Below are 25930 nucleotides of genomic sequence, written 5' to 3' on the forward strand. Positions count from 1 at the left end.
ATGGCTCATTTTCAATGGTTACAAAAACAAGGAATTCGTTGTAAAACGTCAACCAACCCCATAAATTCTTTAATATCTGTCCGGTAATGCCAAATCGACGTACTTGCGCTTAATAACAAGTTTAAAATTAATGTTCGAATTTGGAGCTAGAATAAAGAAAAACCACATATAAACAGTGGTTTTTTACCCCGTTTAGTCGTGAAAGCGCACTTAAATGGCTTTGTATTGATACAACGACTTGCAAATCAATGGTTTGCTACAGGTGTAAAAAGTGTTTTAGTCTCTTTACCTAGGCTAGCAATATGGAAGAAAGGGTAAGTTTTTATCAAACTTTCTTCCATATTTGTGGGGTAAATATAGCAATATTAGAGAAATTCATCAAATGGAAAGACAAATTCTTTTGTGGATGTTGTACAATAGGCCCCATAGATAGACACTATGGCGTATCATGACTAATTCAACTCCTCATTCAGTATCCGATCCCGCTCCAAAAGTAACGGTAAAGTTAATAACAATAGATGAAGATCATGCAGGGCAAAGAATTGATAACTTTTTGTTAACTCACTTAAAGGGTGTCCCCAAAAGTATGATTTATCGTATCGTCCGTAAAGGTGAAGTGCGTGTCAATAAAAAGCGTATTAAGCCTGAGTATAAACTTCAAGACGGAGATATTGTAAGAGTTCCCCCAGTGAGAGTGTCTAAAACGGATACCCGCCCAGGCCCCAGTGCTAAATTGACCAAAGTGTCACAATTAGAATCACGTATTATTTACGAAGATAAATTTATTATTGTGCTCAATAAGCCTGCCGGTATTGCGGTGCACGGGGGGAGCGGTGTGGATTTTGGCGTGATTGAAGCCATGCGCTCTTTGCGTCCACAGCAGAAATTTTTAGAATTAGTGCATCGTTTAGATAAAGATACGTCCGGTGTGCTGTTGATTGCAAAAAAACGTAGTGCATTAAAGCATTTGCACGATCAATTGCGCTATAAAAAGATGCAAAAAGATTATCTTGCTTTAGTCCGTGGTGCTTGGCAAGTGCACGATAAAGCCGTTAAAGCGCCTTTATTGAAATTAACCCTAAAATCAGGTGAACGCATTGTTAGAGTGAATAAAGAAGGTAAAGCATCGGAAACCCGGTTTAAGATCATGCAGCGCTACAGTGATAGCACATTAGTGCAAGCAAGCCCTGTGACTGGGCGCACTCATCAAATACGCGTGCATTGTCAATACACAGGACATCCAATTGCATGTGATGATAAATACAGCGAACAAAAATTTGATGATTCTATGCGTGAGCAAGGGCTTAACCGTTTATTTTTGCATGCAGCCAAACTGAAGTTTACTCATCCTGATAGTGCAGAGGTAATGGAAGTTAAGGCGCCACTTGATGCGGTGTTAGAGAGTACATTAAAGAAATTGAAGAAAGTGTAAGTCAGTGTGATTGAGTGAGTGGAATACACTCACTCGATATATTTTACAGGCAGTGAACCCCTTGCTTTGCCAGTAAATCAATCAAACTAATCAAAGGTAAACCCACAAGTGTATTGGGATCTTTACCTTCCAAGCGCTTAAATAACGCAATACCTAATCCTTCACTTTTAAAACTACCGGCACAATTTAGTGGTCGTTCTTGCTCTACATAATGCTCTATTTGTTGTTGACTGAGCGAGCGAAAATGCACGTTAAAGGGTTCAACGAGCGAATGACTGGTTTGTGTTGCAATGTTATATACGGCTAGCCCTGTGTAAAATGTGATGATTTTCCCCGATGCTTGTTTGAGTTGTTCAATGGCATTATTGGCATTGAGTGGCTTACCGATAATTTTGCCATTAATGACTGCCACTTGATCTGAGCCGATAACAATTCCTTCTTGATAGTCATCTTTTGCGCTGCGTGCTTTTTGCTCGGCTAATCGCCTGACAAGTTGCTCGGCTGTTTCACTTGGTAAAGCACTTTCATCAATATTGGGATGAAAAGTGGTGAAAGGCAGGTTGAGTTTATTCAATAAGGACTGCCGATATTGAGAGGTAGAAGCGAGAATTAAAGGCGGTTGCATGATAAGCGCTCATCAAAAATAATATTGTGGACTATTGTCGCTAAAAAATGACTCATGGTGCAAGGGATCGAAGAAGCTAATAAAGTAAGATGTACTTTATCTTTTTTGATCAGACTACTTTAAGGGGGAAGTAGGGCAATATTTAATGGCATTGTATTGTGCCTAATGGATGTGGAATACAAATAAAGACTAAATTTTGCTTTAATTTAATGAAAAAAGCGCCAACCGCAGTTATTTTAAGCGTAATAGCTTGAGTAAAGGGGGAGTCTTGGGTAAAATTTATAATCAGTCAATTTTAATTTTAGGGTGGAATGAAAGGTAAAAAGCACTCAATTAATGAGTGAATGTTATTTTTCTTTTGACTCTATGGATTTCAAACTATAATATGCGCGCCTTATGCAAACAGTAAAGATACCGGTTTCAATTGATCCCGTTCGCGCTGCCACAAGCCAGCTTTCATATGAAGGCATTGTTTCTGGTAAGCAGTTAAAGCGATTAAATGAATTATGTGCCGGCGACTGTTCCGATGTAGCAGTGTCGATTGAATGTGGTGAAGATATACAGGGGATAGTCTACCTGAAAGGGAAGGCTGTGACGGAGCTCACTCTGCATTGTCAACGTTGCATGACACCTTTTACTACAGAGGTTACGGTCGAATTTAGTTTTGGCCTTTGTAAGACTGAAACTGAAATCGATGAGCTCCCGGATGCGTATGAGCCTATTGAGTGCAATGAAATTGGCGAAGTTCGTCTGCATCAATTGATAGAAGATGAATTGATAGTATCTATGCCCCTCATTGCAATGCATGATGATGAAAATTGTCATCTTGGTGGCAAAGATATTGTGGTAGGCGAGATAGAACCCGCTCAAGAGGAGCGTCCAAATCCGTTTGCAGTGTTAGAAAAACTGAAGAGCAAGTAATCTAGGAGACAGGGCCAATGGCAGTACAACAGAATAAAAAGTCACGTTCAAAGCGTGGAATGCGTCGTTCACATGATTCTTTGAGCACAGCTCAATTATCAGTCGATGCGACCAGCGGTGAACTTCACCGTCGTCACAACGTGACTGCGGATGGTTTTTACCGCGGTCAAAAGGTTATCAATAAGTAATTTGTTGATTAACCTATGACGAGTCTGACGCTTGCGTTAGATGCAATGGGAGGCGATTTTGGTCCTCGCATTACAGTGCCTGCTACTTTGCAGGCACTTCGTCTTCATCCCTTTCTTAATGTCATCCTCGTCGGTGATAAAGCGCAAATTACCCCTCTGCTACAAGACATATCGTCTTCCATTTTAAATCGGATTATTGTTCGCCATACTACCGAAACGGTTGCTATGTCTGATCAACCTGTGTTTGCTTTAAGGCATCGTAAACAAAGTTCCATGCGTTTAGCGTTGGAGGCGGTTAGAGAAGGGGAGGCAGACGCTTGCGTAAGTGCGGGAAACACTGGCGCGTTAATGGCTATGTCCAAAGTGTTATTGAAAACCCTATCCGGTATTCATAGGCCTGCACTGGTTAGCTGTTTACCCGCAGTGAATCAAACTCCCGTGTATCTATTAGACTTGGGCGCCAATGTGACTTGTGATGCACAAGGGCTTGTTCAGTTTGCATTAATGGGCACAGTATTGAGTGAAGTGGTTGATGAGACATCATCGCCAAAAGTGGCATTATTAAATGTCGGGGTTGAAGAAATAAAGGGAAATGAGCAAGTACAAAAGGCTGCTCAGTTACTACAAAAAATACCCCATATTAATTATGTGGGCTTTATCGAAGGTAATGATTTATATTCTGGTGACGTGGATGTGATTGTTTGTGATGGTTTTGTGGGCAACATTACCCTTAAAACATCCGAAGGTATTGCCCGTTTATTAGTTCAACAGCTTAAAAAAGGATTAACCCAAGGCTTTTTTGTTCGCTTACTCGCCAAACTCATCGCACCACGGATCCGTTCTGTGTTAAATAAAATGAACCCCGACCACTATAATGGGGCAACTCTGTTAGGATTGCGCGCAATTGTAATAAAAAGTCATGGAAGTGCAGATGAAGCAGCTCATCTTAGAGCGATTAATTTAGCTGTGACAGAAGCACAACGCCGACTCCCTCAGATGATAGAACAACGTCTCGAGTCGATCCTTTTAGACACTAAAAGCTGAAAAAATCCTTATGCATACAAAAATTCTCGGTACCGGTAGTTATTTGCCCGTACAAGTACGCAGTAATCAAGATCTTGAAAATATGGTTGAAACTTCAGATCAGTGGATTGTTGAGCGTACTGGCATTTCTGAAAGAAGAATTGCCGCAGTCGATGAATCAGTGACGACGATGGGTTATCAAGCCGCATTAAAAGCTATTGAAATGGCGGGTATAGAGGCGAGCGAATTAGACATGATCGTTTGCGGTACAACCAGTGCGACTCATGCATTTCCTGCTGCAGCCTGTGAGATCCAAGCTAAATTAGGCTTGCATACGATCCCTGCTTTTGACATTGCCGCTGCCTGTTCTGGTTTTGTTTACGCACTTTCTGTGGCGGATCAATATGTCAAATCTGGTGCTGCAAAAAAAGTATTAGTCATTGGTGCGGATGTATTATCGCGTTTGTGTGATCCCGATGATCGTTCGACCATTATTTTGTTTGGTGATGGTGCAGGCGCTGTAGTTGTAGGCGCATCAGAAACCCCAGGTATTTTATCGACCAGTATTTATGCGGATGGACGTCAAGGTGATTTATTGAAGTCGACCATTCCAACCCGTGGTCAGTCTGTTGATGATGTCAGTGATTACATGCAAATGAAAGGCAATGATGTCTTTAAAGTGGCTGTGACAAAATTGTCTCATGTGGTGATTGAAGCACTGAAGCAAAATAATATTGAAAAGTCGGATATTGATTGGCTTGTGCCTCATCAGGCCAACTTTCGTATTATCAAGGCGACAGCAAAAAAATTAGATATGAGTCTTGATAAAGTGGTGTTAACGTTAGCTAAACACGGTAATACTTCGGCGGCTTCAGTGCCTATTGCATTAGATGAAGCGGTCAGGGATGGACGCATTCAACGTGGTCAAATGTTATTACTTGAGGCATTTGGTGGCGGTTTTGCCTGGGGCAGTGCGTTAATCCGCTTTTAACCAAAAAGCACAAATTAATATAGGAAGAGATAATGGAAAAGACGGCTTTTGTGTTTCCTGGCCAAGGTTCTCAATCTGTAGGTATGTTAGCTGAGCTGGCAACAGAGCATCAGATTATTGAACAAACCTTCAGCGAAGCAAGTGATGTTTTAGGTTATGACTTATGGGCACTTGTTCAGCAAGGTCCGAGTGAAACCTTGAATGAAACAGATAAAACGCAACCTGCATTATTAACAGCAAGTGTGGCTATTTGGCGTGCTTATACACATGCTCAGATTTCGCGACCCACTATTTTAGCTGGACACAGTTTGGGCGAGTATTCTGCTTTAGTTTGTGCTGGTGTGATTGATTTTATCGATGCGGTGAAGTTAGTACAGCTTAGAGGTCAATTAATGTTAGAAGCGGTGCCTGCGGGTGCTGGCGCGATGTATGCCATTATCGGGTTAGATAATGACAAGATCAGTGAGGCATGTGATGAAGCTTCACAAGGTGCAATTGTCAGTCCGGTTAATTTTAATAGTCCTGGGCAAGTCGTGATCGCTGGCGAAAAAGACGCCGTTGATCGCGCTGCATTATTATGTAAAGAAAAAGGCGCTAAAAAAGCCATGCCGCTAGCTGTCAGTGTACCTTCGCATTGCGCATTAATGAAGCCAGCTGCTGATAAGTTAGCACAAGCATTAGCAAGTATTGAGTTTAAAACGCCGTCAATTGATGTGATTAATAATGTTGATGTGACGGTATCGAGTAACAGTGATGAGATCAAAGATGCCTTAGTACGTCAGCTTTATTGTCCTGTTCGTTGGACTGAAACTGTTGAGCACTTTGCAAAAGATGGGATTGAGCGTTTGTTTGAAATAGGACCAGGCAAGGTGCTTACGGGATTAACAAAACGTATTGATCGTTCGATTTCAGCACAAGCGATAAATGATGTCGCTTCTTTCTCAGCATTGACTGAATAAGGAATTTAAATGAGTATTCATTTTGATTTATCGGGGCAAGTTGCATTAGTGACAGGCGCCAGTCGTGGTATTGGACGTGCAGTAGCTGAAACATTGGTTTCAGCAGGCGCTGTTGTGATAGGCACCGCCACAAGTGAACGAGGTGCTGAGGCTATTCAAGCGTATTTAGGCGATAAAGGCCATGGTTTAGTCTTAAATGTGACGGATGCACAGTCTGTCACGGAACTTTTTGCTACTATCAAAGACAAAGTGGGTGAAGTTAATATTCTTGTTAATAATGCGGGTATCACTCGTGATAATTTGTTAATGAGAATGAAGGATGATGAGTGGCAAGATATTGTTGATACTAACTTAACGTCTTTATTTAGAACATCTAAAGCCGTTATGCGTCCGATGATGAAAAAACGTTCGGGTCGTATTATCAATATTGGTTCTGTTGTTGGTACAATGGGGAATGCAGGTCAAACCAATTATGCGGCTGCTAAAGCTGGATTAATTGGATTTACTAAATCACTTGCAAGAGAGGTTGCATCTCGTCACATAACAGTGAATGCTATTGCGCCTGGCTTTATTCAGACTGACATGACGGATGAGCTGACGGAAGAGCAACAACAAGCTATTATGTCACAAGTGCCAATGGAGAGGTTAGGAAAGCCACAGGAAATTGCTGATGCTGTTCTCTTTTTAGCGTCGGATTCGGCAGCCTATATTACAGGGGAAACACTCCATGTGAATGGCGGCATGTACATGGTATAAAAACAAGTAGTAGACAATTATTGAAAATTTTGGTGGTATTTTATATCCATTTTAGGCTAAATTTGTGGTTAGACCACACAAGTTAAGCTTGCATTGTCAGCGAATTTCAATAAAATACTCATAATCTTACGCACGAGCGTAATTTGAATAGGAAAGAAAACTAATGAGCAACATCGAAGAACGTGTAAAGAAAATCATCATTGAGCAACTAGGCGTTAAAGAAGAAGAAGTTAAATCAGCAGCATCTTTCGTTGACGATTTGGGCGCAGATTCTCTAGACACTGTTGAGTTGGTTATGGCGCTAGAAGAAGAGTTTGATACCGAGATCCCTGATGAGGAAGCTGAAAAGATCACTACTGTACAAGCAGCGATCGACTATGTTTCTAAGAATCAGTAATTAGAATTCTTAGGAAACAGGCGGCATTTTTGCCGCCTGTTTTTGTTTCTGTCTATGATGGTGATGGGTCATCAAGTCAATTTTATTCTCATTTCCATTTCTTAATGCTTCCGCCATTCTAGGCAATATAGATTAATAGTATGTATTCGTTATACTATTGTAATTTTCCCACAAAATGATGAAGGTGACAGCGTGTCTAAACGTCGTGTAGTCATAACTGGCTTAGGCTTAGTTAGCCCTGTAGGTAATACTGTAGATTCTTCTTGGAAAGCGTTAGTTTCAGGTAAAAGTGGAATTGCGCCAATCACTAAATTTGATGCGAGTGAATACTCAACCCGTTTTAGTGGCTCTGTAAAAGACTTTGATGTTGAGGAATATCTATCGCGTAAAGACGCACGTAAGATGGATTTATTTATTCAATACGGTATGGCCGCAGGTATACAAGCGGTAACGGATGCCGGTCTTGAAATGGATAAACTCGATCCTCGCCGTGTTGGCACTGCTATTGGTGCCGGTATGGGGGGAATGCCATTAATAGAGCAAAACTTTGCCGCTTTATCTAAAGGTGGTCCGAGAAAAATTTCTCCCTTTTTTGTTCCTAGTACCATTATCAATATGATAGCAGGGCATTTATCGATCAAATATGGTATGAAAGGCCCTAACTTTGCTGTTACGACTGCTTGTACTACAGGCGTACATAACATTGGTTTTGCAGCGCGAACCATTGCTTATGGTGATGCTGATATTATGCTTGCGGGCGGAGCTGAAGATGTCACCTGCCCATTGGGCGTCGGTGGATTTGGCTCAGCAAAAGCATTATCAACCCGTAATGATGATCCACAAGCAGCGAGTCGTCCCTGGGATAAAGACAGAGATGGGTTTGTGATAGGTGATGGCGCAGGTGTGATGGTCATGGAAGAATATGAGCATGCTAAAGCAAGAGGGGCGACCATTTATGGTGAGCTTGTCGGTTTTGGTATGAGTGGTGATGCGTTTCATATGACATCCCCCCCAAGTGACGGTGAAGGTGCGGCAGCTGCAATGGTAAATGCCATGAATGATGCAAAAGTGACTCGAGAGCAAATTGGCTATATTAATGCTCATGGTACATCTACTCCAGCAGGTGATAAAGCCGAGGCGGCAGCGGTGAAGTCGACTTTTGGGGATCATGCTTATCGTTTGATGGTGAGCTCGACTAAATCAATGACAGGGCATTTATTGGGTGCGGCTGGTGCAGTAGAAGCGATTGTGACGCTATTAGCGTTGAAAGATCAAGTTATTCCACCCACAATCAATTTAGACAATCCTGATGATGGCTGTGATTTGGATTTTGTGCCTCATACAGCAAGGGACCATCAGTTTGATTTTGCCCTGTGTAATTCATTTGGTTTTGGTGGCACCAATGGCTCACTATTGTTTAAAAAGATCTAGTTATTCATTTCCTTCCTTTTCCATTGAAATGAAGTTGATGGTTTTTAAAAGCGCTCTTTGAAGCGCTTTTTTTATGTAATGGAACACTGCTAAATTTGGGGAACAGGAGGTTTTGACATACACTTGTTGAATGTGGTTGAGTAAACCCACGTGAGGGTTGTAAAGGGGAAATATGTCCGGTCAAGAAAATGCGATAACATTGCGGTTTTTAGCTGAGCCTGCAGATGTCAATTTTGGCGGTAAAGTGCATGGCGGGGCTGTCATGAAATGGATTGATTTAGCGGGTTATGCTTGCGCTGCGGGTTGGAGTGGTAAATATTGTATTACTGCTTACGCGGGGGGGATCCGTTTTTTAAAGCCTATTTATGTTGGTAATATTGTTGAAGTCAGTGCAAGGGTAAGTTATACCGGACGCACATCTATGCATTTGAGCATTGAAGTCCAAGCGGGCGATCCAAAAGGTGCTGAGCGCCATTTAACAACGAATTGTATTTTGATTATGGTGGCTGTTGATGATGTTGGTTTACCGACTCCCGTACCGGAATGGGTGCCAAAAACAAAACAAGAAATCAGAGATAGAGAATCGGCATTAAAGTTGATGGAATTACGAAAGCAGTTAACGGAGCATATGGAATCACATACGGCGCTTTAATTGATATCATTAGAAGGGTTATTATTTAGCATAATAACCCTTTTCTATTCTGCCTTTTTAAGCGGGTGTGGCTAATACATGTTCCAATTGCACATGGCTGACTGCATTGAGGGCATCCGTTGTCGCGCCAATTAATGACACTTTACCTTTGGATGACTCAACTAATATCGCCCGTGTGATATCAGTGAAATCTTGTCCGTGACGAACCATTGCTGACAGCGCCATTTGCATAGGCAGCATTGATGGATTAAAGGCTGCATTCTCAGCATATCGACTGCTGTATTGCTTGCCATCGAGGGTTTCTAATATAACGGCCGCATGATTATGAGTATACGGGGCGTAGCTCTGATTGGTATGTTCAAGTGCGCTTTGTACGAAGGGATCGTCAGACTCAAGTGAATGTGGGCTTTCTTGTACTGATAATAGTGGCTGTTTAACATTGAGGTCACTGGGACCAAATGCGTACGGCAAATAATGAGTTAATGGCTTTGGTGCTTGCTTGGGAAGGTGAATGATGATTTCATCTCCTTTTACCAGTTCATTCATAAATTGTCGGCAGTGCCCACAAGGGGAAGCATTGACTATAATATCAGTAATATGCTTTTCACCTTTTAGCCAAGCATGACTAATGGCACTTTGTTCTGCATGAACAGAGTGAAATAAAGCCTTACCTTGAAGCTCAATATTGGCCCCCATATAAATATCACCACTGGCACCTTTAGCAATGGCACCAACATAGAATTCACTTATTGTAGGTTTTGACAATGCTGCAGCAATAGGCAGCAATTGAAGGAGTAATGTTTCTTCATCTAATTGAGTTGCATCAACAAGCGCTTGCAGCTGTTGAGCATTAATGTGCCCTGAAAAATCATTGGTTAATAACGGTGATAAAGCTTGAGCCAATGAACGTTGTAATGTGTTAATGGGTTCAATAAATCGATCTTGCATGAACCACTCCTACTGCTATTTTTCTTATTGGCAGCTAATACTACCACAGAAAAATAGAAAGTGGGCAGTGGTTCTAGGCGATATTAAGCATCTTTCATAATGATTGAAGATATTGACATAGGGCTGCGAGTAGCTTTTGTTTGTGCTCATCACTCGTGCTTTCTTCAATGAGGTTTTCTAAATTAATCATGTAAGCAGGATCATTGAGTCTATCTTGGCAAAATGTGCGCCACTTATCTTGTTCGTCTTGGCTAAGAGTTTCTGGATAATTACGTCCACGGTAACGAAATAGCATTTCTTCGAGTCTTTCATCATCAAAATCTAATGTTAATGCGGCAAGATTATTAGGTTGAGTATGTCTGATGATATCCATTTTCTCTTTATCAGCTTTACTGAAAAAACCGCCACTATATAGCTGAAGATCAGGATCTGTGATGGTGTGTTCATGGGGTAACTCAAATAAAGCAACGAGTTTCTCTCTGATCTCTGGATGTTGTTTCAGGCGCTTATATTGCTCTCTGGCAAAGGCTTTATCGATGGCCAAACGTTGCGCATTGTCATCGGTAAGTGTTTTTGCTGGCGCAACAAAAGGGCATTTATTGATGTGCAATTGTTTGACACTTATCGGTAGCTCATTTTCTGCTAAATCACTCCGTTTGGTATACATACGGGTTTTAATTTCTTCAATCGATAGCTCAATGAGTGGACTGATATCCATATTAAGGTTAATACAAATAACGGCATTTTTATTGGTGCTGTGATAGGCAACTGGAGCAATAATTGCGGTGCAACCATGAATAGCACTAATTTTTGAACTCACATGAATAAGTGGTTTCATTTCTAGTACGTCAATATATTGATTGACTGTTTGTTTTCGTCTTAGACCAAAATAATATTCAAAGAGTTTAGGTTGGACTTGTTTGATTAATTTGGCGATGGCAATCGTGGCGTACACATCGGACATGGCATCATGTGCTTTCTCATGACTTAAATTGTTTGCTTGTGTCAGGGCTTCCAGTTTAAAACTGGGAGAGCCATCTTCTTTTTCAGGCCAAATAATCCCTTCGGGCCTGAATGCATAGCATGCACGAACTAAGTCAATGAGATCCCAGCGCGAATTACCGTTCTGCCATTCTCGTGCATAGGGATCAAAAAAATTGCGATATAAACCATAACGGGTCACTTCGTCATCAAATCGCAAGGAGTTATACCCGACGACACAAGTCTGTGATTGACTAAACAATTGATTAATTTGTGCCATAAATTCTGCTTCAGGCTTACCTTTTAAGTTTGCAAGCTGAGGTGTGATCCCAGTAATTAGGATGGCTTCGGGTGAAGGAAGGTAATCTTTGGCTTGTTGGCAATACACATTAATGGGTTCACCGATAATATTCAAATCCATATCGGTTCGAATACCAGCAAACTGTGAAGGGCGATCTTTAGCGGGATTGGCACCAAAAGTTTCATAGTCGTGCCAGAAAAAAGTGGGCTGTATAGTGGATGACATGGATGTGTCGCTGCAGTAATAAGTTGATGAATGTAATGATAACATTAAACATTAGATTGATGCGGTAATCTCAAGATTAATTCCTATTGACAGCAGACAATAGTCGATGTGAGTTTAGATGCTGGTAAACGGGCTTAGTTTTTGTGGTAAGCCAGCTTTAAGGGAGGGGAATCGCATGGGAAAAATGGACTTAATAGAAAATAGCTATCTTTGTTTTTATGGGGCTGAGTATAAAGAACGCCATTTTGAATTGATGCTGTATTCTCAGGTTTCTTAAGTATAAAATGCAGCGAATTTTCTTATTGCTAATAACTAGGACTCAAAATGAGATACCGTTGTCCCTTATGCAGTCAATCATTAGTACTGCAAGATAAGAGTTGGCGCTGCCAAAACAATCATGTATTTGATTGTGCGAAAGAGGGCTATGTTAACTTATTACCTGTACAGAAAAAGAACTCCAAAGATCCTGGGGATAATAAACCTATGATTGTTGCCCGTAGAGAGTTTCTCAATAAAGGTTATTATCAACGATTAAGTGATCGTGTTAACGAGTTGGCACAGAGGTTTGCGCTTGATAAGACATCGGGTTTAGATATCGGTTGTGGTGAGGGGTATTACAGTCATCGTTTGTTTGAAGCGATGCAAACATCAGTAGCAAAAAATACACCTTTTTCATTAAATGGATTAGATATTTCTAAATCGGCACTTAAATCTGCTTCAAAGCGTTATTCTCATATTAATTTTTGTGTTGCAAGTGCTTTTGAAATGCCTTTTTTTGATGAGAGTTTTGATTTCATGTTGCGGATCTATGCCCCTTCTCTCGATAAAGAGTTACGACGAACCATGAAGCAAGATGGGATTTTATTGACGGTTTCAGCCGGGCCTATGCATCACTTCGCCCTTAAACAATTAATATACGATGAACCAGCATTACACACGCAGGAGAAAAGTACTATACAAGGCTTTGAATTGCTTCATCATGAGCAACTAGAGTGGGTACTAGAAATGGATAATGAGCAGGATATTACTCATTTCCTTAATATGACACCTTATGCGTGGAAATTAACGGATGAGCAAAAACAGGGGTTAGCCAATCAAGGGCTAATGTGCCAACTTGATTTTAAAATAGAGATTTTTAAAGCTATTTAAACGCTGTTAAAGGCGAACTTTTTGCTGGGGTTGAGGTAGTATTATTTTTTATATCAAAAACTGAATATTTTATTCTAGTCTATCCATATAGGTACTGAATAGTTTAACTCATTGTTTGTATTCTTTGTTTTAATAAGTCTCTCGGTATGCGAACTTTATTTTATACAGAATTGTGTTGAAATTTGAAGCAACTGACCGAAATGTAAGTGAAAATATCTGTTCTTATGGTTTTATTGTTTGTTGACTTATCCTGTGAATAGGTTATAGTTAATTCAGCTTGAAAGTTGGGCTTATTTATGTGTGTTTCAATACGACCTGTTCGTCCTGTCAACATTAAGTAAACCGGCATTTTCCAGCGTTACCGCCGTTAAGGCTTTAATTTATATATACAGGATTTAATACCATGTCACAAACTACTGGTATCGTTAAGTGGTTCAACTCTGATAAAGGTTTCGGATTCATCGAGCAAGAATCAGGCCCAGATGTTTTTGTACACTTCCGTGCAATCAACTCAGACGGTTTCAAAACTCTTGACGAAGGTCAAAAAGTTTCTTTCACCGTTACTCAAGGCCAAAAAGGCCCTCAAGCTGAAAACGTTACTGTCGTTTAAGTTTGAAAATTTTACCTAGCTAATTTTCTTAGCTAAGTAGACAAAGATTCCTAAGAGCTGTGTTTAACACGGCTCTTTTTTCTTTTCTCATTTTATGTTTTTTCCTCTTTCATACTATTACTCTCTTTAATCGCAGATGATGTCAATTTTCATCGCGTCTAAGAGCAATTTATTCAGCCATATTTTTCCAGTCGTTTTAAATCAACCTAAGTCAATATGTGATCATTTAGCGGGAATGAAAAATACGGTAAACAAGATCGTTAATGACTTCAGTTTTGACAGACACTTGTACCATCCATGGTGGTCGCGACTGTTTGACCTCAACATTATAGAAGGGCGTTTTCTAATCAGTTGAGGAGCTGGGGCTTTTAGGTAAGATGTAGATGTATTTACTTGTTTTCTATACGCTTTTTAAAGCTGGCTTTAGTCGCTTCATCGGCTTGACTGTACCAAAAATCGAGCATTTGTCCTACATTGACTTGGCTATTTGTAGGTGTTGAAGCGTTGGTTCCCCTTGATTGAGCTGGCATGTTTGTCGGGGTATCAATGGCGAGTGCTCCCAGTGCTGCAGGCTGATTAGTGTTATTATAAGTGGCTATTTCAGTTTCATAATCACGGCCAAATTGTAAGCCTTTTTTCATCAACTTACCTTGCTCAAAAGGAACGGCATTGCCTTTTTTATCCGTTAATGTCAATTGAGGCTTATGATTAAATTGCTGCGCTGCATTCATGGTGCGTAAATTGGGTAAGGTAAGCGAATATGAGGTATCGAAACCTTTAAAGCTCATAATAATGATATCAGAGTCAAATGAGCTTTCTTGATCTTGCTGATAAAAATTGCCTTGATATCGAAAAGCAATTTGATTGGCACCATTGGGTAATGTTAACTCTTCATTGCCTGAAGCTTCTTTTCCATTGACTAAAATGAGATCTGAATTATAAGGCATTTTAAGAGAGATATTGGCTAAAACTGGAAAACCAACACTGAGTGTTATAAGAGCTGCAAACAAAGGGACTTTTTTCATAATTTATCCAATTGATGATTATAAAGTTTAATAAAAGTTAATATTTATCATAGCATCGGTCAACAAGCCTGAATACGGAAAAATGTCTACTTTACCTGCTTTTTTACTTTGGAAAGAGACGATAAAACACAATTGTACCAGAATGGTTAGTAACTTGTTTTCCTTAAGTTTTTTTTGTTGAATTTATGGGCTGAAAATTTGCTACTAATAAGATGTGTGAATGAAACGGTGCTCATTTATATTGAGCTTAATGGATTATAGACTTGAGGTTGTCATGGTTGTGCTGATAAACAAGGCTTTGACGCTATGATTAAACTACAATAGACATAATATTTGTTCATTTGAGTATATTAGCCTTATGCGGGACTTGCTAATAGGGTAAAATGCCTGAAGTTTTTTAGTATTTGCATTTTTATAAAAAAGTGTCTTTGGGGGGAAATATGATAACAGCCTATGTCTATGAAGATCGTCACCTTACGATCAGTGAATTAAACATACTGGATACTATTCCTCCTGGTACCATTTGGTTAGATCTTTATAAACCTGATGAGGAAGAGCGCATTTGGCTCAGTGGCTTTTCGGTTGAAGAGGTACCAGATGAAGAGGATATTAATGAAATTGAAGCTTCTGCACGCTTCTATCAGAATAAAGATGGGCTACACATTAACTCACTTTTTCCACAAAGAGCAGGGCAAGATGTGAGAGGAGTTAACGTATCATTTAATTTGAGAGATAACTTTTTATTAACCATACGCGAGGAAGAAGTTGGTTTAATACGCTTGTTACGTAACTATCTACGCTTAGGTCGGATTGAAGTGGCGACGCCTCAAGGGCTTTTTTTAGAGCTGTTTAATTTAAAAGTCGATTATCTTTCTGATTTAATCGAAGATGTTTATACAGTATTAGAAAACGTCAGTGAAGAAGTCTTTAAAAATGAAGAATTGGATGATGTGTTTAAACTGATTACTCGTCAAGAAGATTCTAATGGGAAAATCCGTTTAAGTTTGTTAGATACTCAACGTTCATTGCGGTATATGCAGAGGTACTATCGAGGTCAGTTATCTGATCATGATCTAAAAGATTTACGCGAAATGTTGTCTGATATTGAGTCTCTAATGCCTCATAGCCAATTTATTTTTGATAAATTAAACTTTTTATTAGATGCGGCAATGGGCTTTAGTGGTTTACAACAAAATAAAATTATTAAAATTTTCTCTGTTGCAGCTGTCGTGTTCCTTCCTCCAACCGTTATCGCGAGCAGTTATGGAATGAACTTTGTCAATATGCCTGAATTGGAATGGTATTTGGGTTATCCAATGGCAGTGATGATGATGATTGGCAGTGCTGCTGGAACGTACTTTTTCTTTAAACGTAAAGGTTGGCTTTAATTTCGCTTACCAAGACTACACTGGTTCAAATGTGAGTATGCAAGCCGGTATGTTCCCTGTGTCTGCTTGCTCTATCACAGAAGATAAATGATTAAGTTTTTCTGTTAGAATGGTCATTGCTACATAGCTTCTTTCATTGGCACTGTGGCAACGACTCAATCGAAGCATCAGGTTGTGCTGTATACAGGTGAGTTGATGTCGGTGGCATTCGTGAGTCGCTGTTATGATTGCTTGAGTGTATTGTTCTTGAAGTTTATCTAATGCTTCAGGATCGTGTTTGGCTAACCATTTTAATTCATCAAAAGGGGGTAATGGCTCCATTTTCTTTCCTTATTTATTCTTATAATCAGTTAACGTTAGTCTATTTTTTCATTTTTATCGAGCTAGCTGAGCGCTTTATATTTACTTTATAAATACATACCTTTTACAATGAGATAATTTCAATTGTTTAGATGTAGGACGTATATGGATTTTATTGAAGTATATGAGAATGCTATCCCTGAAAGCTTGTGCGATGAGTTGATGCTGACTTTGAATAAACATAAAGGAACGGTAAGAGGGAGAACCGGCCATGGTGTTGACTTAGATAAAAAAGACAGCTTAGATTTAACATTAGACAGTTTTGCTGATTTGAATGAATTAAGAAATACATTGTTGACTCATGCATTAAAGCCTATTACACAATATTTCGATAAATATTCGCTGGCTCTAATGGGAGCCGTTTCAGTGAATGTCGCTGATGAAAAAGGAGACCCTGTTACTCTAACACCTGATAATTATGATGAATTGGGTAGACCAAGAGCCCAAGCATTAGTGAAATACCTCTACCGTAGCGGTTCGATTAATATTCAAAAATATCAACAAAATAAAGGAGGTTACCCTCATTGGCATTCTGAACAGTTTCCTCAATTAAATCATAATGAAGCTTTACATCGTGTGGTACTTTATATGCTGTATTTAAATGATATTGAAGAGGGGGGAGAAACTGAGTTTTTTTATCAGAATAAAAAGCTCAAACCGAAAAAAGGCACTATGGTTATTGCTCCTGCGGCTTTTACACATAGCCATCGCGGGCTCACACCGATTAGTGATGATAAATACATTGCGACTTCTTGGGTGATGTTTAATCGTGCTGAACAGTTATATGCTCAAATTAAGTAAAGTGGATATTGTTCAGGGCTCAGTCCATTACTATTTAACATCTTGTTTTATGGTTTTTTAGAATAGGTTATTCATACTGGAATAGAAATTCTAAAACAAGCGCCTTCTAGTGTCGATGTTTCAATAGAAAGGCTGCCGCCGTAGCTGGTGATAATTTCATGACACACTGCAAGTCCAATACCTTGGCCTGCTTGCTGTGTGTCGGCCCTGACTCCACGTTGAATTATTTTTTTGCGGATATTTTCATCTACACCTGGACCATCATCTTCGACGACGAGTTCAAATTGTCCTTCATCATTGAAATATGAGGATACGGATACTCGACTAATACATAATTTAAACGCATTTTCCATTAAGTTTCCGCATAATTCCATTAAATCACCTTTGTCACCAGGAAAAACATGATCGCTATTGATGCTTGCTTCAAACTGTACTCGTTTATCTTTGTAAACCTTAAATAGCATCTGTGACAATTGTTCAACCAGAGGCGCAATATGTGTCTGTTCTTGTTTGAGTCCTTTGCGCCCAAGCATTGCGCGTCTTAATTGGTATTTGACCAGTTGATCCATTTGGCTGACTTGTTCCATGATTTTTTCACCGACATGATTTCGGTCTAATGTTTTATCATCGGTAATAGCATGGACCGCAGCTAAACGTGTTTTAAGGCTATGGGCAAGATCATTCATAGCATTTTGGTATCTTTCTTGCTGAGCACTGGATTGTTGTAATAGTTGGTTAAGTGCTTGAGTGACGCCTTCAAGCTCAACAGGGTAGCCATCAGAGAGAGATTTAGATTTACCACTATTGATGGAATGCAATTCATTCCTTAATCTTACAAGGGGACTCATTCCCCAATACGCGGCACTGATCAATAAGACTAATGCGAGGGCGAGGACCATGCCTAAACGCAAATAAGTGCGGCGACTAAATTGGTCATATTCTTGCTCCAACTTTTGGGCATCTTTCATGACAAGGAGGTTATAATGCCCACCGGCTAAATTAAAGGTCAATAAATAAACAAAGTAGCCTTTTGAATCTGCCAATGTCAGATAATAGGGAGGAGACTCGTATCGAATACTATTAAAGCGTTCGCAAGTATCAAATAGGCCTCGATCGACAGCAAGTGAAGAGGTCCAAACTTGTTTAAAATTATCATCGCAACTGGCAATGATGTATTTTTCAGGCGTGGCGTTATTATTTCGCCATTCGGTGGTATCTGGAATTAAGTTATGTTCTCTTAATTCTGCTGCCACTTTTGGAATTTCTGAAATGAGTTTGGCTGTTTCTTCATTGTAGTTATTTTGTGCATGTAAAATATTGGTAAGCCAAGCTAATGCAAAGCCAACTAAAGCAATAATGGACAATGAGGTGAGAAACATCCGTGTTAACAGACGTTTCTTGAAAAGCGTATTTAACTGCATGGCAAGTTAAATTTGTAGCCTTGACCTCGAATGGTGGCAATGGGGTTTTCAATTCCTTCTTTAGAGAGTTTTTTTCGTAATCGACTGACCATGACTTCGATGGTATTAGGATCCCCTTCTTTATCAGCATAGATCACATCTAAAAGGCGTTGTTTGGCAACAACTTCATGGCAATGTCGCATTAAATATTCTAGAATTTGATATTCAAAAGCAGTCACTTCCATTGGGACGTCATGTAGACTCAGTTGCTTAGCGGCTAAGTCTAATGCTAAAGGGCCACTGTTAATGACGGGTTTAACAAACCCTGCACTGCGACGTACGAGAGCATCTAACCTTGCAACAAGTTCTTCTTTTTGAAAGGGCTTAACTAAATAATCGTCTGCACCTGCATTTAATCCTTCAACCTTATCTTGCCAATTTACTCGTGCGGTTAAAATAAGAATTGGTGCTTTTAAATCATTGTCACGCAATTTTTGGATTAAACTGATCCCATCTTCATCGGGCAAGCCTAAATCTATGATAGCCACATCAATGGGATAATTAGTGGCTTGATAGAAGCCTTCTTTGGCTGTGGGGGCGGTTTGTACTTGATTTCCCAATTCACTAAGTTGTACTTGTAAATGGTGGGATAGGATAGGATCATCCTCAACAACCAAAATCCTCATAATTTGCGTCCTTAAGGGCTTTGATATCAACAAATAAGTAAAAATAAGTTTCTACATATTTGTGATTTGATTTTTATTCATGTTTATCACTCAGTATAAACCAAGTTCTATGAGTATAAACTTAACCGTGGCTGAATTTAAACGAATCGTTAATGCTTTATTATACCTAAGCCATAAAAAGATGCGAAACCCTATAGCGATATAGAAAGACAAAATGCTGGTAAAGTGAGATTGCTGAAGGCATAAAGAGGAAAAAATGACTTATTACTAGGTTTATAGTAACTTTTTAGTTAAAATCTAGTAAATTAAAATGTATCCACTTTGAGTTTTAGATGGTTTTTTTTAAAAAATTCAACATCTTGTTATTGTTTTTGATGATACCAAAAGTGATTGCAGCAGAATTACTACTGACTGCAATCCCCAATGATGAAAAAAATATTGTTGATCATAAGTTTAACAATGTAGCGACTTATTTGACGCAAGTGCTAGAAATGGATGTGAGATACATTCCAGTCAGTTCTTATGCTGAGGCCGTTACATTATTTAAAGAAAATCAAGTGCAATTGGCATGGTTTGGTGGATTATCAGGTGTGCAGGCTCGTCGCGCTGTGCCAGATTCTGAGGCTATAGCCCAAGGTTTTGAAGATCAATTTTTTCGCAGCTATTTTATTGCTAATGCTTCGGCAGATATTTTACCTTCAAAAAGCTTCCCTAATTTGAACGGCTATACTTTTACCTTTGGCTCGCCTGATTCAACATCTGGTCGCTTAATGCCGCAGTTTTTTATTGAGCGTAATTTAGGTAAGGCACCTCATGATGTTTTTCGTAAAGTGGGTTTTACTCAAAATCATTTGGAAACTATCGAACAAGTTCAATCCGGTTTTTTTCAAGTTGGGGCGGTTGATTATAAAATTTGGGAACGCGCAGTCTCCGAGGGGTTAGTTGATTTTCAAAAAGTATCGGTGATATGGGAGAGCCCTTCTTTTCCTGATACACAGTGGACAGTAAGAGCGGATATTGACCAACAATTTGGTCAAGGCTTTAAGCAAAAATTGCAACAGGCATTATTTAATATGCGCGGTGGTGAGCCTCAATCAAGGTTACTCTATGTGCCTGTTGAAAATCACGATTATCAACCTGTTGAAGATGTTGCTCGTGCTATAGGTTTAATTGATTAGCCTGAGCTATCCCTTTTTAGTGTTTTGATAATATGTGAGCGAATTTGTCAATTCATGGTATTTTCCTAGCTATACTCTATTTACACTAAACCATAGAGTATAAAATGAAAAATCAATTACCGAGTGTTTTAAGTCCAACAGCCGCTTTCATGGAGCAATACGATCATGCTCACCCAAGTGGTAGCCTTCATCCGATGTGTTTACGTAATCGACTTGCTAATATTGGTATTGATGCTAGAAAACATAGACTAAACCCTTTAGACCTGAATTTATTAACAGATCGTCAGTATGAATTTATTGCTGAAACAAGTGATGATGGTTGGCTAGTCGGAGGAGGAGATCGCACTAAATTGCAAAGAGCAGATACGGCTCATGCAGAGATATGGAGAACTGGGCCTGATAATTTTCAAGAAGGAGGGCTACCTTATTCATTAATTAATAAGGTGATATCAGCGATTAAATTTGCACCTATAAGGTTAACTCCAATAAGAGTGAACCTAACGGATACAAATGAATTAGAATTATTATTTAACTATGATCCTACCTCTCATATTGGGTTGTTATTTTCTTGTCTTAGCCAATTGTTGGCCTGTCCCTGCGGCGATTATGGTAATCCTTTTCATATCACCTTAGTTAGAGGGGTTAAATTTCGCTCCGAGAAGGCAAAAACACAGTATTTTAATCAGGTTAATGGAGTGGTATCGGATTGGATTAAGCGTTTTCCTGATGGTGTGCAAATTGGGGATGGGGGCGTTGATTTTTTTGCTAATAGAGAAGAGATATTATTCCATTATTCACCTAGCTTAACGTCAGGTCTTCAAGCGGATATTCCTGATTTAAAAGCAATGATAGAATATGAAAAAAATAGTGTTAAAGGTTAGAGGCGGTAAAAGTGCTTGGCATTTTGTCCCAAAATATTATCCCGTGTACTTTGAGGCTGTGATAATAAGTATCGACTAACGATATTATATTGTCTTTGGTACGAGGCTTTTATTGTGCTAACAGGCCAATCGGAACCGTAAACAAGTCTATTTTGACCAAATGCCTTTAAAATGGTGTCAAAATAAATATAGAAATCGGTTTCATGCCATTCTTTTGCTAATTGAGAAGTAATAAAGGTCATTTTACAGTATACATTGTCATGTTCAGCAAGTTTCTCTATATCTTCTTTCCAGCCTGAAAGAGTTTGATTTTTAACCATGGGCTGTGCCATGTGATTAATGATGAAGGCTTGATTGGGGAAATTTGAAACCAGCTCAATGGTGGGCGCTAAATGATAAGGCTGAATAAGTAAATCATAAGTATATTGAAAAGGGTGGAGTTGAGCGATGCCTTTTTGAAAATTATCTCTCAACATAAAATGTGGATCACTTTCATCTTGTAGTAAATGGCGAAAACCTTTCAATTTATTGTATTGACTGTAATAAGCAAGTTGCTTATCAAGTTGCTTGCTGCATAAATCGACCCAACCAATGACGCCTAAAATCCATTGATATTTTTCAGCCAAGGATAATAGCCAATCTGTTTCTTGAGTATTTTGTCTTGCTTGCACAGCAATAGTGCCGTCAATGTGACAAGCAGATAAGTCGGGATAAAGTTGCTCAGGGCCGTATTGATTTTTTAAAACGACATATTGATCAACCATCCATGGGTAATCATCAGGAAATGAAGGATAATCGAGAAAATGCTGGTGGCCATCGATATGCATAGAGATACTGCCCAATGAATGTGTTTTATAAAAAGTATGGACAGCAATACTCTGTTTACCAAGTTTTTCGTTTATTCTTTCAAGGGGAGGAGCCCAAATTTAAACATTTGTTTTGATTCAAGCCACAATGGGTATTTTTGCATAATACTAAGAAATAATTCACTTTTTATATGTTGGTTCAACCAATGTCGAGTATTTGGGTATGGGGCTTGATTGAACCAATTAATATCTACATGAGCAAATTGGCGAATGAAAGGAAAAATAGCATAATCAGCAAGAGAAGGAGTATCACTTATCAACTGAGTATTTTGATTGAGGTTTTCTTCCAATCTCAAAATAAAAGTTTCAGCCTGTTGTCGATAATAGGTCATTGATTGTTCAGGATATCGATCGGCATATTTATATTTATCAAGCCAAGATTTAAATTGCGCATCGTTTTGCTGGATAAGTTCAAATGTTAATTGTTTATCTTGTTGGGTGATGGGTAATAAGTGATGAGGATCGGATTGGTCTAATGCCCAGAGCATAATATCTAAGCTTTCATCAATGACCTCTTCATTTGGTAAAACTAACACTGGAACCGTGCCCTTTGGCGATACTTCAAGCATAGATTTGGGTTTATTTTTAAGGATAATTTCTTTGAGATAAACCGACTGTCCGCTTAATAATATCCCTAATCGTGCACGCATAGCATAAGGGCAACGTCTAAAAGAATACAAAATGGGTAAAGGCATAGTAATAGGGTTATTGAGACTTGATAAGTGCTAGTTTACTGTTAAATGGCGCTATTGGGTATTCAGTTACTGTTATTTTCTATATCTTTTAACGGAATTGGGCTGTCTATTACGACGTGATTGAGGTAGTATTCGCCGTGTTTTTTATGTGGTTATTTTAGTTTACGCACTGGAAATGAAGTTCCAGCGAGCTGTTAAAGAGGTTGATATGTTTGTTGTTTGTGCAATGTATAAATTTGTCGCATTACCTAATTTTGAAGCTATTCAAAAACCGTTATTGGATGTGATGGAAAAAGCTGACATTAAAGGGACATTATTATTAGCAAGTGAAGGGATTAATGGTACGGTTGCGGGTAGTCAAGCCGCTATTGATACATTACTGACTTGGCTGAATACTCAACCTGGACTTGATAATATTGTCTATAAATTGTCATTTGATGATGAAATGCCCTTTTATCGTACAAAAGTAAAATTAAAAAAAGAAATTGTCACTATGGGGGTTGAAGGTATTGATCCCAATAAAGTGGTCGGTACTTACGTAAAACCAAAAGATTGGAATCAATTGATTTCAGATCCTGATGTGCTTTTAGTGGATACCCGCAATGATTATGAAGTTCAAATTGGAACGTTTAAGCATGCAGTTGATCCTAAAACGACCACGTTTAGGGAATTTCCTGAATATGTTCAAGAAAATCTAGACCCTGAAAAACACAAGAAAGTTGCCATGTTTTGTACCGGTGGGATCCGTTGTGAAAAATCGACTGCTTACTTAAAAGAACAAGGCTTTGATGAAGTTTATCATCTTGAAGGCGGGATTTTAAAATACCTTGAGGAAGTCAAACAAGAAGAGAGTCTATGGGAAGGGGAATGCTTTGTGTTTGATAATCGCGTTGCTGTCAATCATGATCTAGAAAAAGGTCAGTATGATCAATGCAATGCTTGTCGTATGCCTGTTACAGCTGAAGAGAAAGCATCCCCTGACTTTGTGCAAGGTGTAAGTTGCCCACATTGTATTGATCAGATTTCAGACAAGCAGCGTCAACGTTTTATCGAACGTGAGCGTCAAATGCAACTTGCTCAGCAACGTGGTGAGGCCCATATTGGCAGTGATGTAAAGCAAGTTATAGAGCAACGTAGGCAGAAAAAAGTACAACTTAAACAATCACAGAATGGATCTGTGGATTAATTAGGTTTGTAAACAAGGCAGTATTATGTAAACGCTCACGGTCAGGTGAGCGTTTTTAGGTTTTGTTCAGTGGCCAATTAACATTACTATTGTTTTAAGTTTAGCATGGCCTTAAAGTCAATTAATCAATGATGACGTCAGTCTCGTATCCCATTTCTCCTAGTGCTGCGATAACCGCTTCTACTGCATTGACAAGATCTGCCCATGTATAATTTTGAGAAACACCAGTATCTAAAATTGTTTCTCCCGCCTCTAACCAGTCTAAAGCAGATTGTGCAATCACTTGTTGACCCGGTGATGCTAGGTGAACTGTATTCCAAAATAAAAAGGGAAAACTAAGTCGACTTAAGCAAGGAGTGACATTACCTGTGGCGACGCCACCATCATCATAGACATACTCATTGTCATTACAAGTGCTGCCAAAGGTTTCAGTATAGCCATCACCGTAAGCGACAACATTCATGTTGTCATATAGGTTATCTAAGAAATAGAAATGCCATTTTGGATAATTATTGGGTTCAACCAATGCGTAAGCTGACGCCGTGCTATAAGTGAGTAATTTTAATCTTTCGTTATAAATCTTGACTAGTTCACCTAATACAATAGCAAAGGCTTGGAGTTCTATTGGGTTTAAATCAATACCTGATTCCATTAAATAGTAATTGATATCAGGCGTAATGCCTAAATTATATTGAGGAAACATAAAAATATTGCCTCTATTTTGACCGACATCGCTAATCATTGCCTCTACACTGGAGCTTGAAGTACCAATCATATATTCAGGGATAGTGGTCCAAATGGCCTCCATAAACACTTGAGTACTTACGCTTCCTCCCACCCAATCAAAAAAGATATCGGAGAGATCATTAGCGCCACTGTAAAAAATATACAGGCTATCTTTATCCACTTCTATAGCGGTATTTTCAATATCAGGAAGAAAGAGTTGAGTGACTTGTTGATGTAGAGTCGGTACAGGCATTAAGCCTTCAAGAGTATAACCATCTTCGGCTGATAGAGGCGGTTGACCATTTTCAAGAATTTGGGAAGTGCGGTAGGTCTCTTGTAAGGTATAAATATCATCGGTAGGGCACTCACTATTTTGATTAAGTAAGACCTGATTGCCATTATAGCAGCCTGTTTGGGGAGATAAGGCACCATACCAAGCATAATTAACTGATACCATTTCTGTGTTAATAATATCTTCAGTAGTATTGGCCACCCATGATGACAGAAGTACTTCATCAAAAAGTGTGGTGTTAACTACGCCATTATAAGCAAAATAATTGACCCACCCGGTTGAAGTACTTTGCCTGGTGCTACAAACCGCAGTTTCAATGAATCTACCTGTACAAATGGATTGAGTGTCGGTTGTTAGCGTAATAACATTATAGCCATTCCCCGTTTCAGGAAATTGAAGTGAGCCTAAATCCAGTGGCGTAAAAATATCACTGTCGATGGGCTCTGTAACAGCATTATAGAGGTTTGTGGCAATTTCATTTAATGAGGAAGAATAAGGATCATATTGATAATATAAGCTTTGTGGATAATTTCCTGTATCACTTTGGCTGTCTCCAAAGATAACAATATTGGAAAATGTTTCTGTTTTATAATTATAGTCATCATCATCTTTATGAGTGCAGGCGTTTAGAAATAGTATTGGAAGGATAGTGAAAAGCGTAAATAATGAGTGTGTTAGCGTCGTATTGAATTTATTCATCATATTCCATTAATCAATAGTGTCTGTAGACTGCGTCCTTATATGGGTACCTACTGGTTAAAATTGCAGTATAGTTGATTATTAAAATACAGAAGGGAATATCAGAGAATATTGCAGTATTTTATTTAAATGATGACGATTTATATGTATTTAGTGGT

27 protein-coding genes are annotated in these 25930 nt (G+C 39.0%); 17 read left to right on the forward strand and 10 right to left on the reverse strand.

Annotated elements, in window-relative coordinates:
- Positions 1–448 precede the first annotated feature (448 nt).
- Positions 449–1432: a 23S rRNA pseudouridine(955/2504/2580) synthase RluC gene (rluC, locus tag Q0976_RS13055; protein ID WP_299494262.1), complete on the forward strand. Its 984-nt coding sequence runs from the start codon at positions 449–451 to the stop codon at positions 1430–1432.
- Positions 1433–1475: 43 nt separating this feature from the next.
- On the opposite strand, the gene Q0976_RS13060 is transcribed toward rluC, so the two are convergent.
- Entirely contained in the window at positions 1476–2057 is a 582-nt protein-coding gene (locus Q0976_RS13060; protein ID WP_299494263.1) for a Maf family protein, read from the reverse strand.
- A 396-nt stretch (positions 2058–2453) separates the two neighbouring features.
- On the opposite strand from Q0976_RS13060, the gene yceD reads away from it, so the two are divergent.
- The 9 genes from yceD (at position 2454) to Q0976_RS13105 (ending at position 9375) form a co-directional block, all read left to right on the forward strand.
- On the forward strand, positions 2454–2978 hold the full coding sequence (gene yceD, locus Q0976_RS13065) for a 23S rRNA accumulation protein YceD (RefSeq protein WP_299494264.1): 525 nt from the start codon (positions 2454–2456) through the stop codon (positions 2976–2978).
- A gap of 17 nt (positions 2979–2995) precedes the next feature.
- The gene (gene rpmF, locus Q0976_RS13070) at positions 2996–3166 is read left to right on the forward strand and encodes a 50S ribosomal protein L32 (RefSeq protein WP_020913118.1); all 171 of its coding nucleotides are present in this window, start codon (positions 2996–2998) and stop codon (positions 3164–3166) included.
- 15 nt (positions 3167–3181) lie between these two features.
- Positions 3182–4210: a phosphate acyltransferase PlsX gene (gene plsX, locus Q0976_RS13075; protein WP_299494265.1), complete on the forward strand. Its 1029-nt coding sequence runs from the start codon at positions 3182–3184 to the stop codon at positions 4208–4210.
- Between the two features lie 10 nt (positions 4211–4220).
- Positions 4221–5180, forward strand: coding sequence for a beta-ketoacyl-ACP synthase III (locus Q0976_RS13080; RefSeq protein WP_299494266.1), 960 nt, complete (start codon positions 4221–4223; stop codon positions 5178–5180).
- Positions 5181–5212: 32 nt separating this feature from the next.
- A complete protein-coding gene (gene fabD / locus Q0976_RS13085) occupies positions 5213–6139 on the forward strand; it encodes an ACP S-malonyltransferase (protein ID WP_299494267.1) in 927 nt (308 codons plus the stop codon).
- Between the two features lie 9 nt (positions 6140–6148).
- On the forward strand, positions 6149–6895 hold the full coding sequence (gene fabG / locus Q0976_RS13090) for a 3-oxoacyl-ACP reductase FabG (RefSeq protein ID WP_299494268.1): 747 nt from the start codon (positions 6149–6151) through the stop codon (positions 6893–6895).
- A 163-nt stretch (positions 6896–7058) separates the two neighbouring features.
- On the forward strand, positions 7059–7292 hold the full coding sequence (gene acpP / locus Q0976_RS13095) for an acyl carrier protein (protein WP_298769490.1): 234 nt from the start codon (positions 7059–7061) through the stop codon (positions 7290–7292).
- Positions 7293–7484: 192 nt separating this feature from the next.
- Entirely contained in the window at positions 7485–8723 is a 1239-nt protein-coding gene (fabF, locus tag Q0976_RS13100; RefSeq protein WP_299494269.1) for a beta-ketoacyl-ACP synthase II, read from the forward strand.
- Between the two features lie 172 nt (positions 8724–8895).
- The gene (locus tag Q0976_RS13105; protein ID WP_299494270.1) at positions 8896–9375 is read left to right on the forward strand and encodes an acyl-CoA thioesterase; all 480 of its coding nucleotides are present in this window, start codon (positions 8896–8898) and stop codon (positions 9373–9375) included.
- Between the two features lie 57 nt (positions 9376–9432).
- Here the strand turns inward: Q0976_RS13105 and cdd are convergent, their stop codons facing one another.
- Both cdd and sbcB read right to left on the reverse strand, forming a co-directional pair.
- A complete protein-coding gene (cdd, locus tag Q0976_RS13110; RefSeq protein ID WP_299494272.1) occupies positions 9433–10323 on the reverse strand; it encodes a cytidine deaminase in 891 nt (296 codons plus the stop codon).
- Between the two features lie 94 nt (positions 10324–10417).
- Complete coding sequence (gene sbcB, locus Q0976_RS13115; protein ID WP_299494273.1) at positions 10418–11830, reverse strand: exodeoxyribonuclease I; 1413 nt, start codon at positions 11828–11830, stop codon at positions 10418–10420.
- Between the two features lie 324 nt (positions 11831–12154).
- On the opposite strand from sbcB, the gene rlmA reads away from it, so the two are divergent.
- Together rlmA and Q0976_RS13125 are read left to right on the forward strand one after the other, a co-directional pair.
- On the forward strand, positions 12155–12979 hold the full coding sequence (rlmA, locus tag Q0976_RS13120) for a 23S rRNA (guanine(745)-N(1))-methyltransferase (protein ID WP_299494275.1): 825 nt from the start codon (positions 12155–12157) through the stop codon (positions 12977–12979).
- A 403-nt stretch (positions 12980–13382) separates the two neighbouring features.
- Complete coding sequence (locus tag Q0976_RS13125; protein WP_299494277.1) at positions 13383–13589, forward strand: cold-shock protein; 207 nt, start codon at positions 13383–13385, stop codon at positions 13587–13589.
- 389 nt (positions 13590–13978) lie between these two features.
- Here Q0976_RS13125 and Q0976_RS13130 read toward each other — a convergent pair whose 3' ends face one another.
- The gene (locus Q0976_RS13130) at positions 13979–14614 is read right to left on the reverse strand and encodes a DUF2057 domain-containing protein (protein WP_299494278.1); all 636 of its coding nucleotides are present in this window, start codon (positions 14612–14614) and stop codon (positions 13979–13981) included.
- A gap of 440 nt (positions 14615–15054) precedes the next feature.
- Between Q0976_RS13130 and corA the strand changes: the two genes are divergently transcribed.
- On the forward strand, positions 15055–16002 hold the full coding sequence (gene corA, locus Q0976_RS13135) for a magnesium/cobalt transporter CorA (protein WP_299494279.1): 948 nt from the start codon (positions 15055–15057) through the stop codon (positions 16000–16002).
- A gap of 15 nt (positions 16003–16017) precedes the next feature.
- Here corA and Q0976_RS13140 read toward each other — a convergent pair whose 3' ends face one another.
- Positions 16018–16323, reverse strand: coding sequence for a DUF3135 domain-containing protein (locus Q0976_RS13140; protein ID WP_299494280.1), 306 nt, complete (start codon positions 16321–16323; stop codon positions 16018–16020).
- Between the two features lie 144 nt (positions 16324–16467).
- Here Q0976_RS13140 and Q0976_RS13145 point away from each other — a divergent pair, with 144 nt between their 5' ends.
- Positions 16468–17163 carry a 2OG-Fe(II) oxygenase gene (locus tag Q0976_RS13145; protein WP_299494281.1) on the forward strand — a complete coding sequence of 232 codons (696 nt, stop codon included), beginning with the start codon at positions 16468–16470 and terminating at the stop codon, positions 17161–17163.
- 71 nt (positions 17164–17234) lie between these two features.
- Here Q0976_RS13145 and Q0976_RS13150 read toward each other — a convergent pair whose 3' ends face one another.
- On the reverse strand, positions 17235–18584 hold the full coding sequence (locus Q0976_RS13150) for a sensor histidine kinase (protein WP_299494282.1): 1350 nt from the start codon (positions 18582–18584) through the stop codon (positions 17235–17237).
- Complete coding sequence (locus Q0976_RS13155) at positions 18575–19249, reverse strand: response regulator (RefSeq protein WP_299494283.1); 675 nt, start codon at positions 19247–19249, stop codon at positions 18575–18577. Before Q0976_RS13155 ends, Q0976_RS13150 begins: the two co-directional genes overlap by 10 nt.
- A gap of 374 nt (positions 19250–19623) precedes the next feature.
- Here Q0976_RS13155 and Q0976_RS13160 point away from each other — a divergent pair, with 374 nt between their 5' ends.
- Positions 19624–20427 carry a putative selenate ABC transporter substrate-binding protein gene (locus Q0976_RS13160; RefSeq protein ID WP_299494284.1) on the forward strand — a complete coding sequence of 268 codons (804 nt, stop codon included), beginning with the start codon at positions 19624–19626 and terminating at the stop codon, positions 20425–20427.
- Between the two features lie 104 nt (positions 20428–20531).
- Positions 20532–21308, forward strand: coding sequence for a hypothetical protein (locus tag Q0976_RS13165; RefSeq protein ID WP_299494285.1), 777 nt, complete (start codon positions 20532–20534; stop codon positions 21306–21308).
- On the opposite strand, the gene Q0976_RS13170 is transcribed toward Q0976_RS13165, so the two are convergent.
- Positions 21305–22135 carry an amidohydrolase family protein gene (locus tag Q0976_RS13170; RefSeq protein WP_299494286.1) on the reverse strand — a complete coding sequence of 277 codons (831 nt, stop codon included), beginning with the start codon at positions 22133–22135 and terminating at the stop codon, positions 21305–21307. The two genes, Q0976_RS13165 and Q0976_RS13170, sit on opposite strands and share 4 nt — an antisense overlap.
- Positions 22136–22206: 71 nt before the next feature.
- Positions 22207–22869, reverse strand: coding sequence for a glutathione S-transferase (locus tag Q0976_RS13175; RefSeq protein WP_299494287.1), 663 nt, complete (start codon positions 22867–22869; stop codon positions 22207–22209).
- A 175-nt stretch (positions 22870–23044) separates the two neighbouring features.
- Here Q0976_RS13175 and Q0976_RS13180 point away from each other — a divergent pair, with 175 nt between their 5' ends.
- On the forward strand, positions 23045–24055 hold the full coding sequence (locus tag Q0976_RS13180) for a rhodanese-related sulfurtransferase (protein ID WP_299494288.1): 1011 nt from the start codon (positions 23045–23047) through the stop codon (positions 24053–24055).
- A 121-nt stretch (positions 24056–24176) separates the two neighbouring features.
- On the opposite strand, the gene Q0976_RS13185 is transcribed toward Q0976_RS13180, so the two are convergent.
- Positions 24177–25775, reverse strand: coding sequence for an SGNH/GDSL hydrolase family protein (locus Q0976_RS13185; protein WP_299494289.1), 1599 nt, complete (start codon positions 25773–25775; stop codon positions 24177–24179).
- Between the last annotated feature and the right edge of the window lie 155 nt (positions 25776–25930).

This window comes from uncultured Shewanella sp., assembly GCF_947501665.1.
In the GTDB taxonomy this organism is placed as follows: domain Bacteria; phylum Pseudomonadota; class Gammaproteobacteria; order Enterobacterales; family Shewanellaceae; genus Shewanella.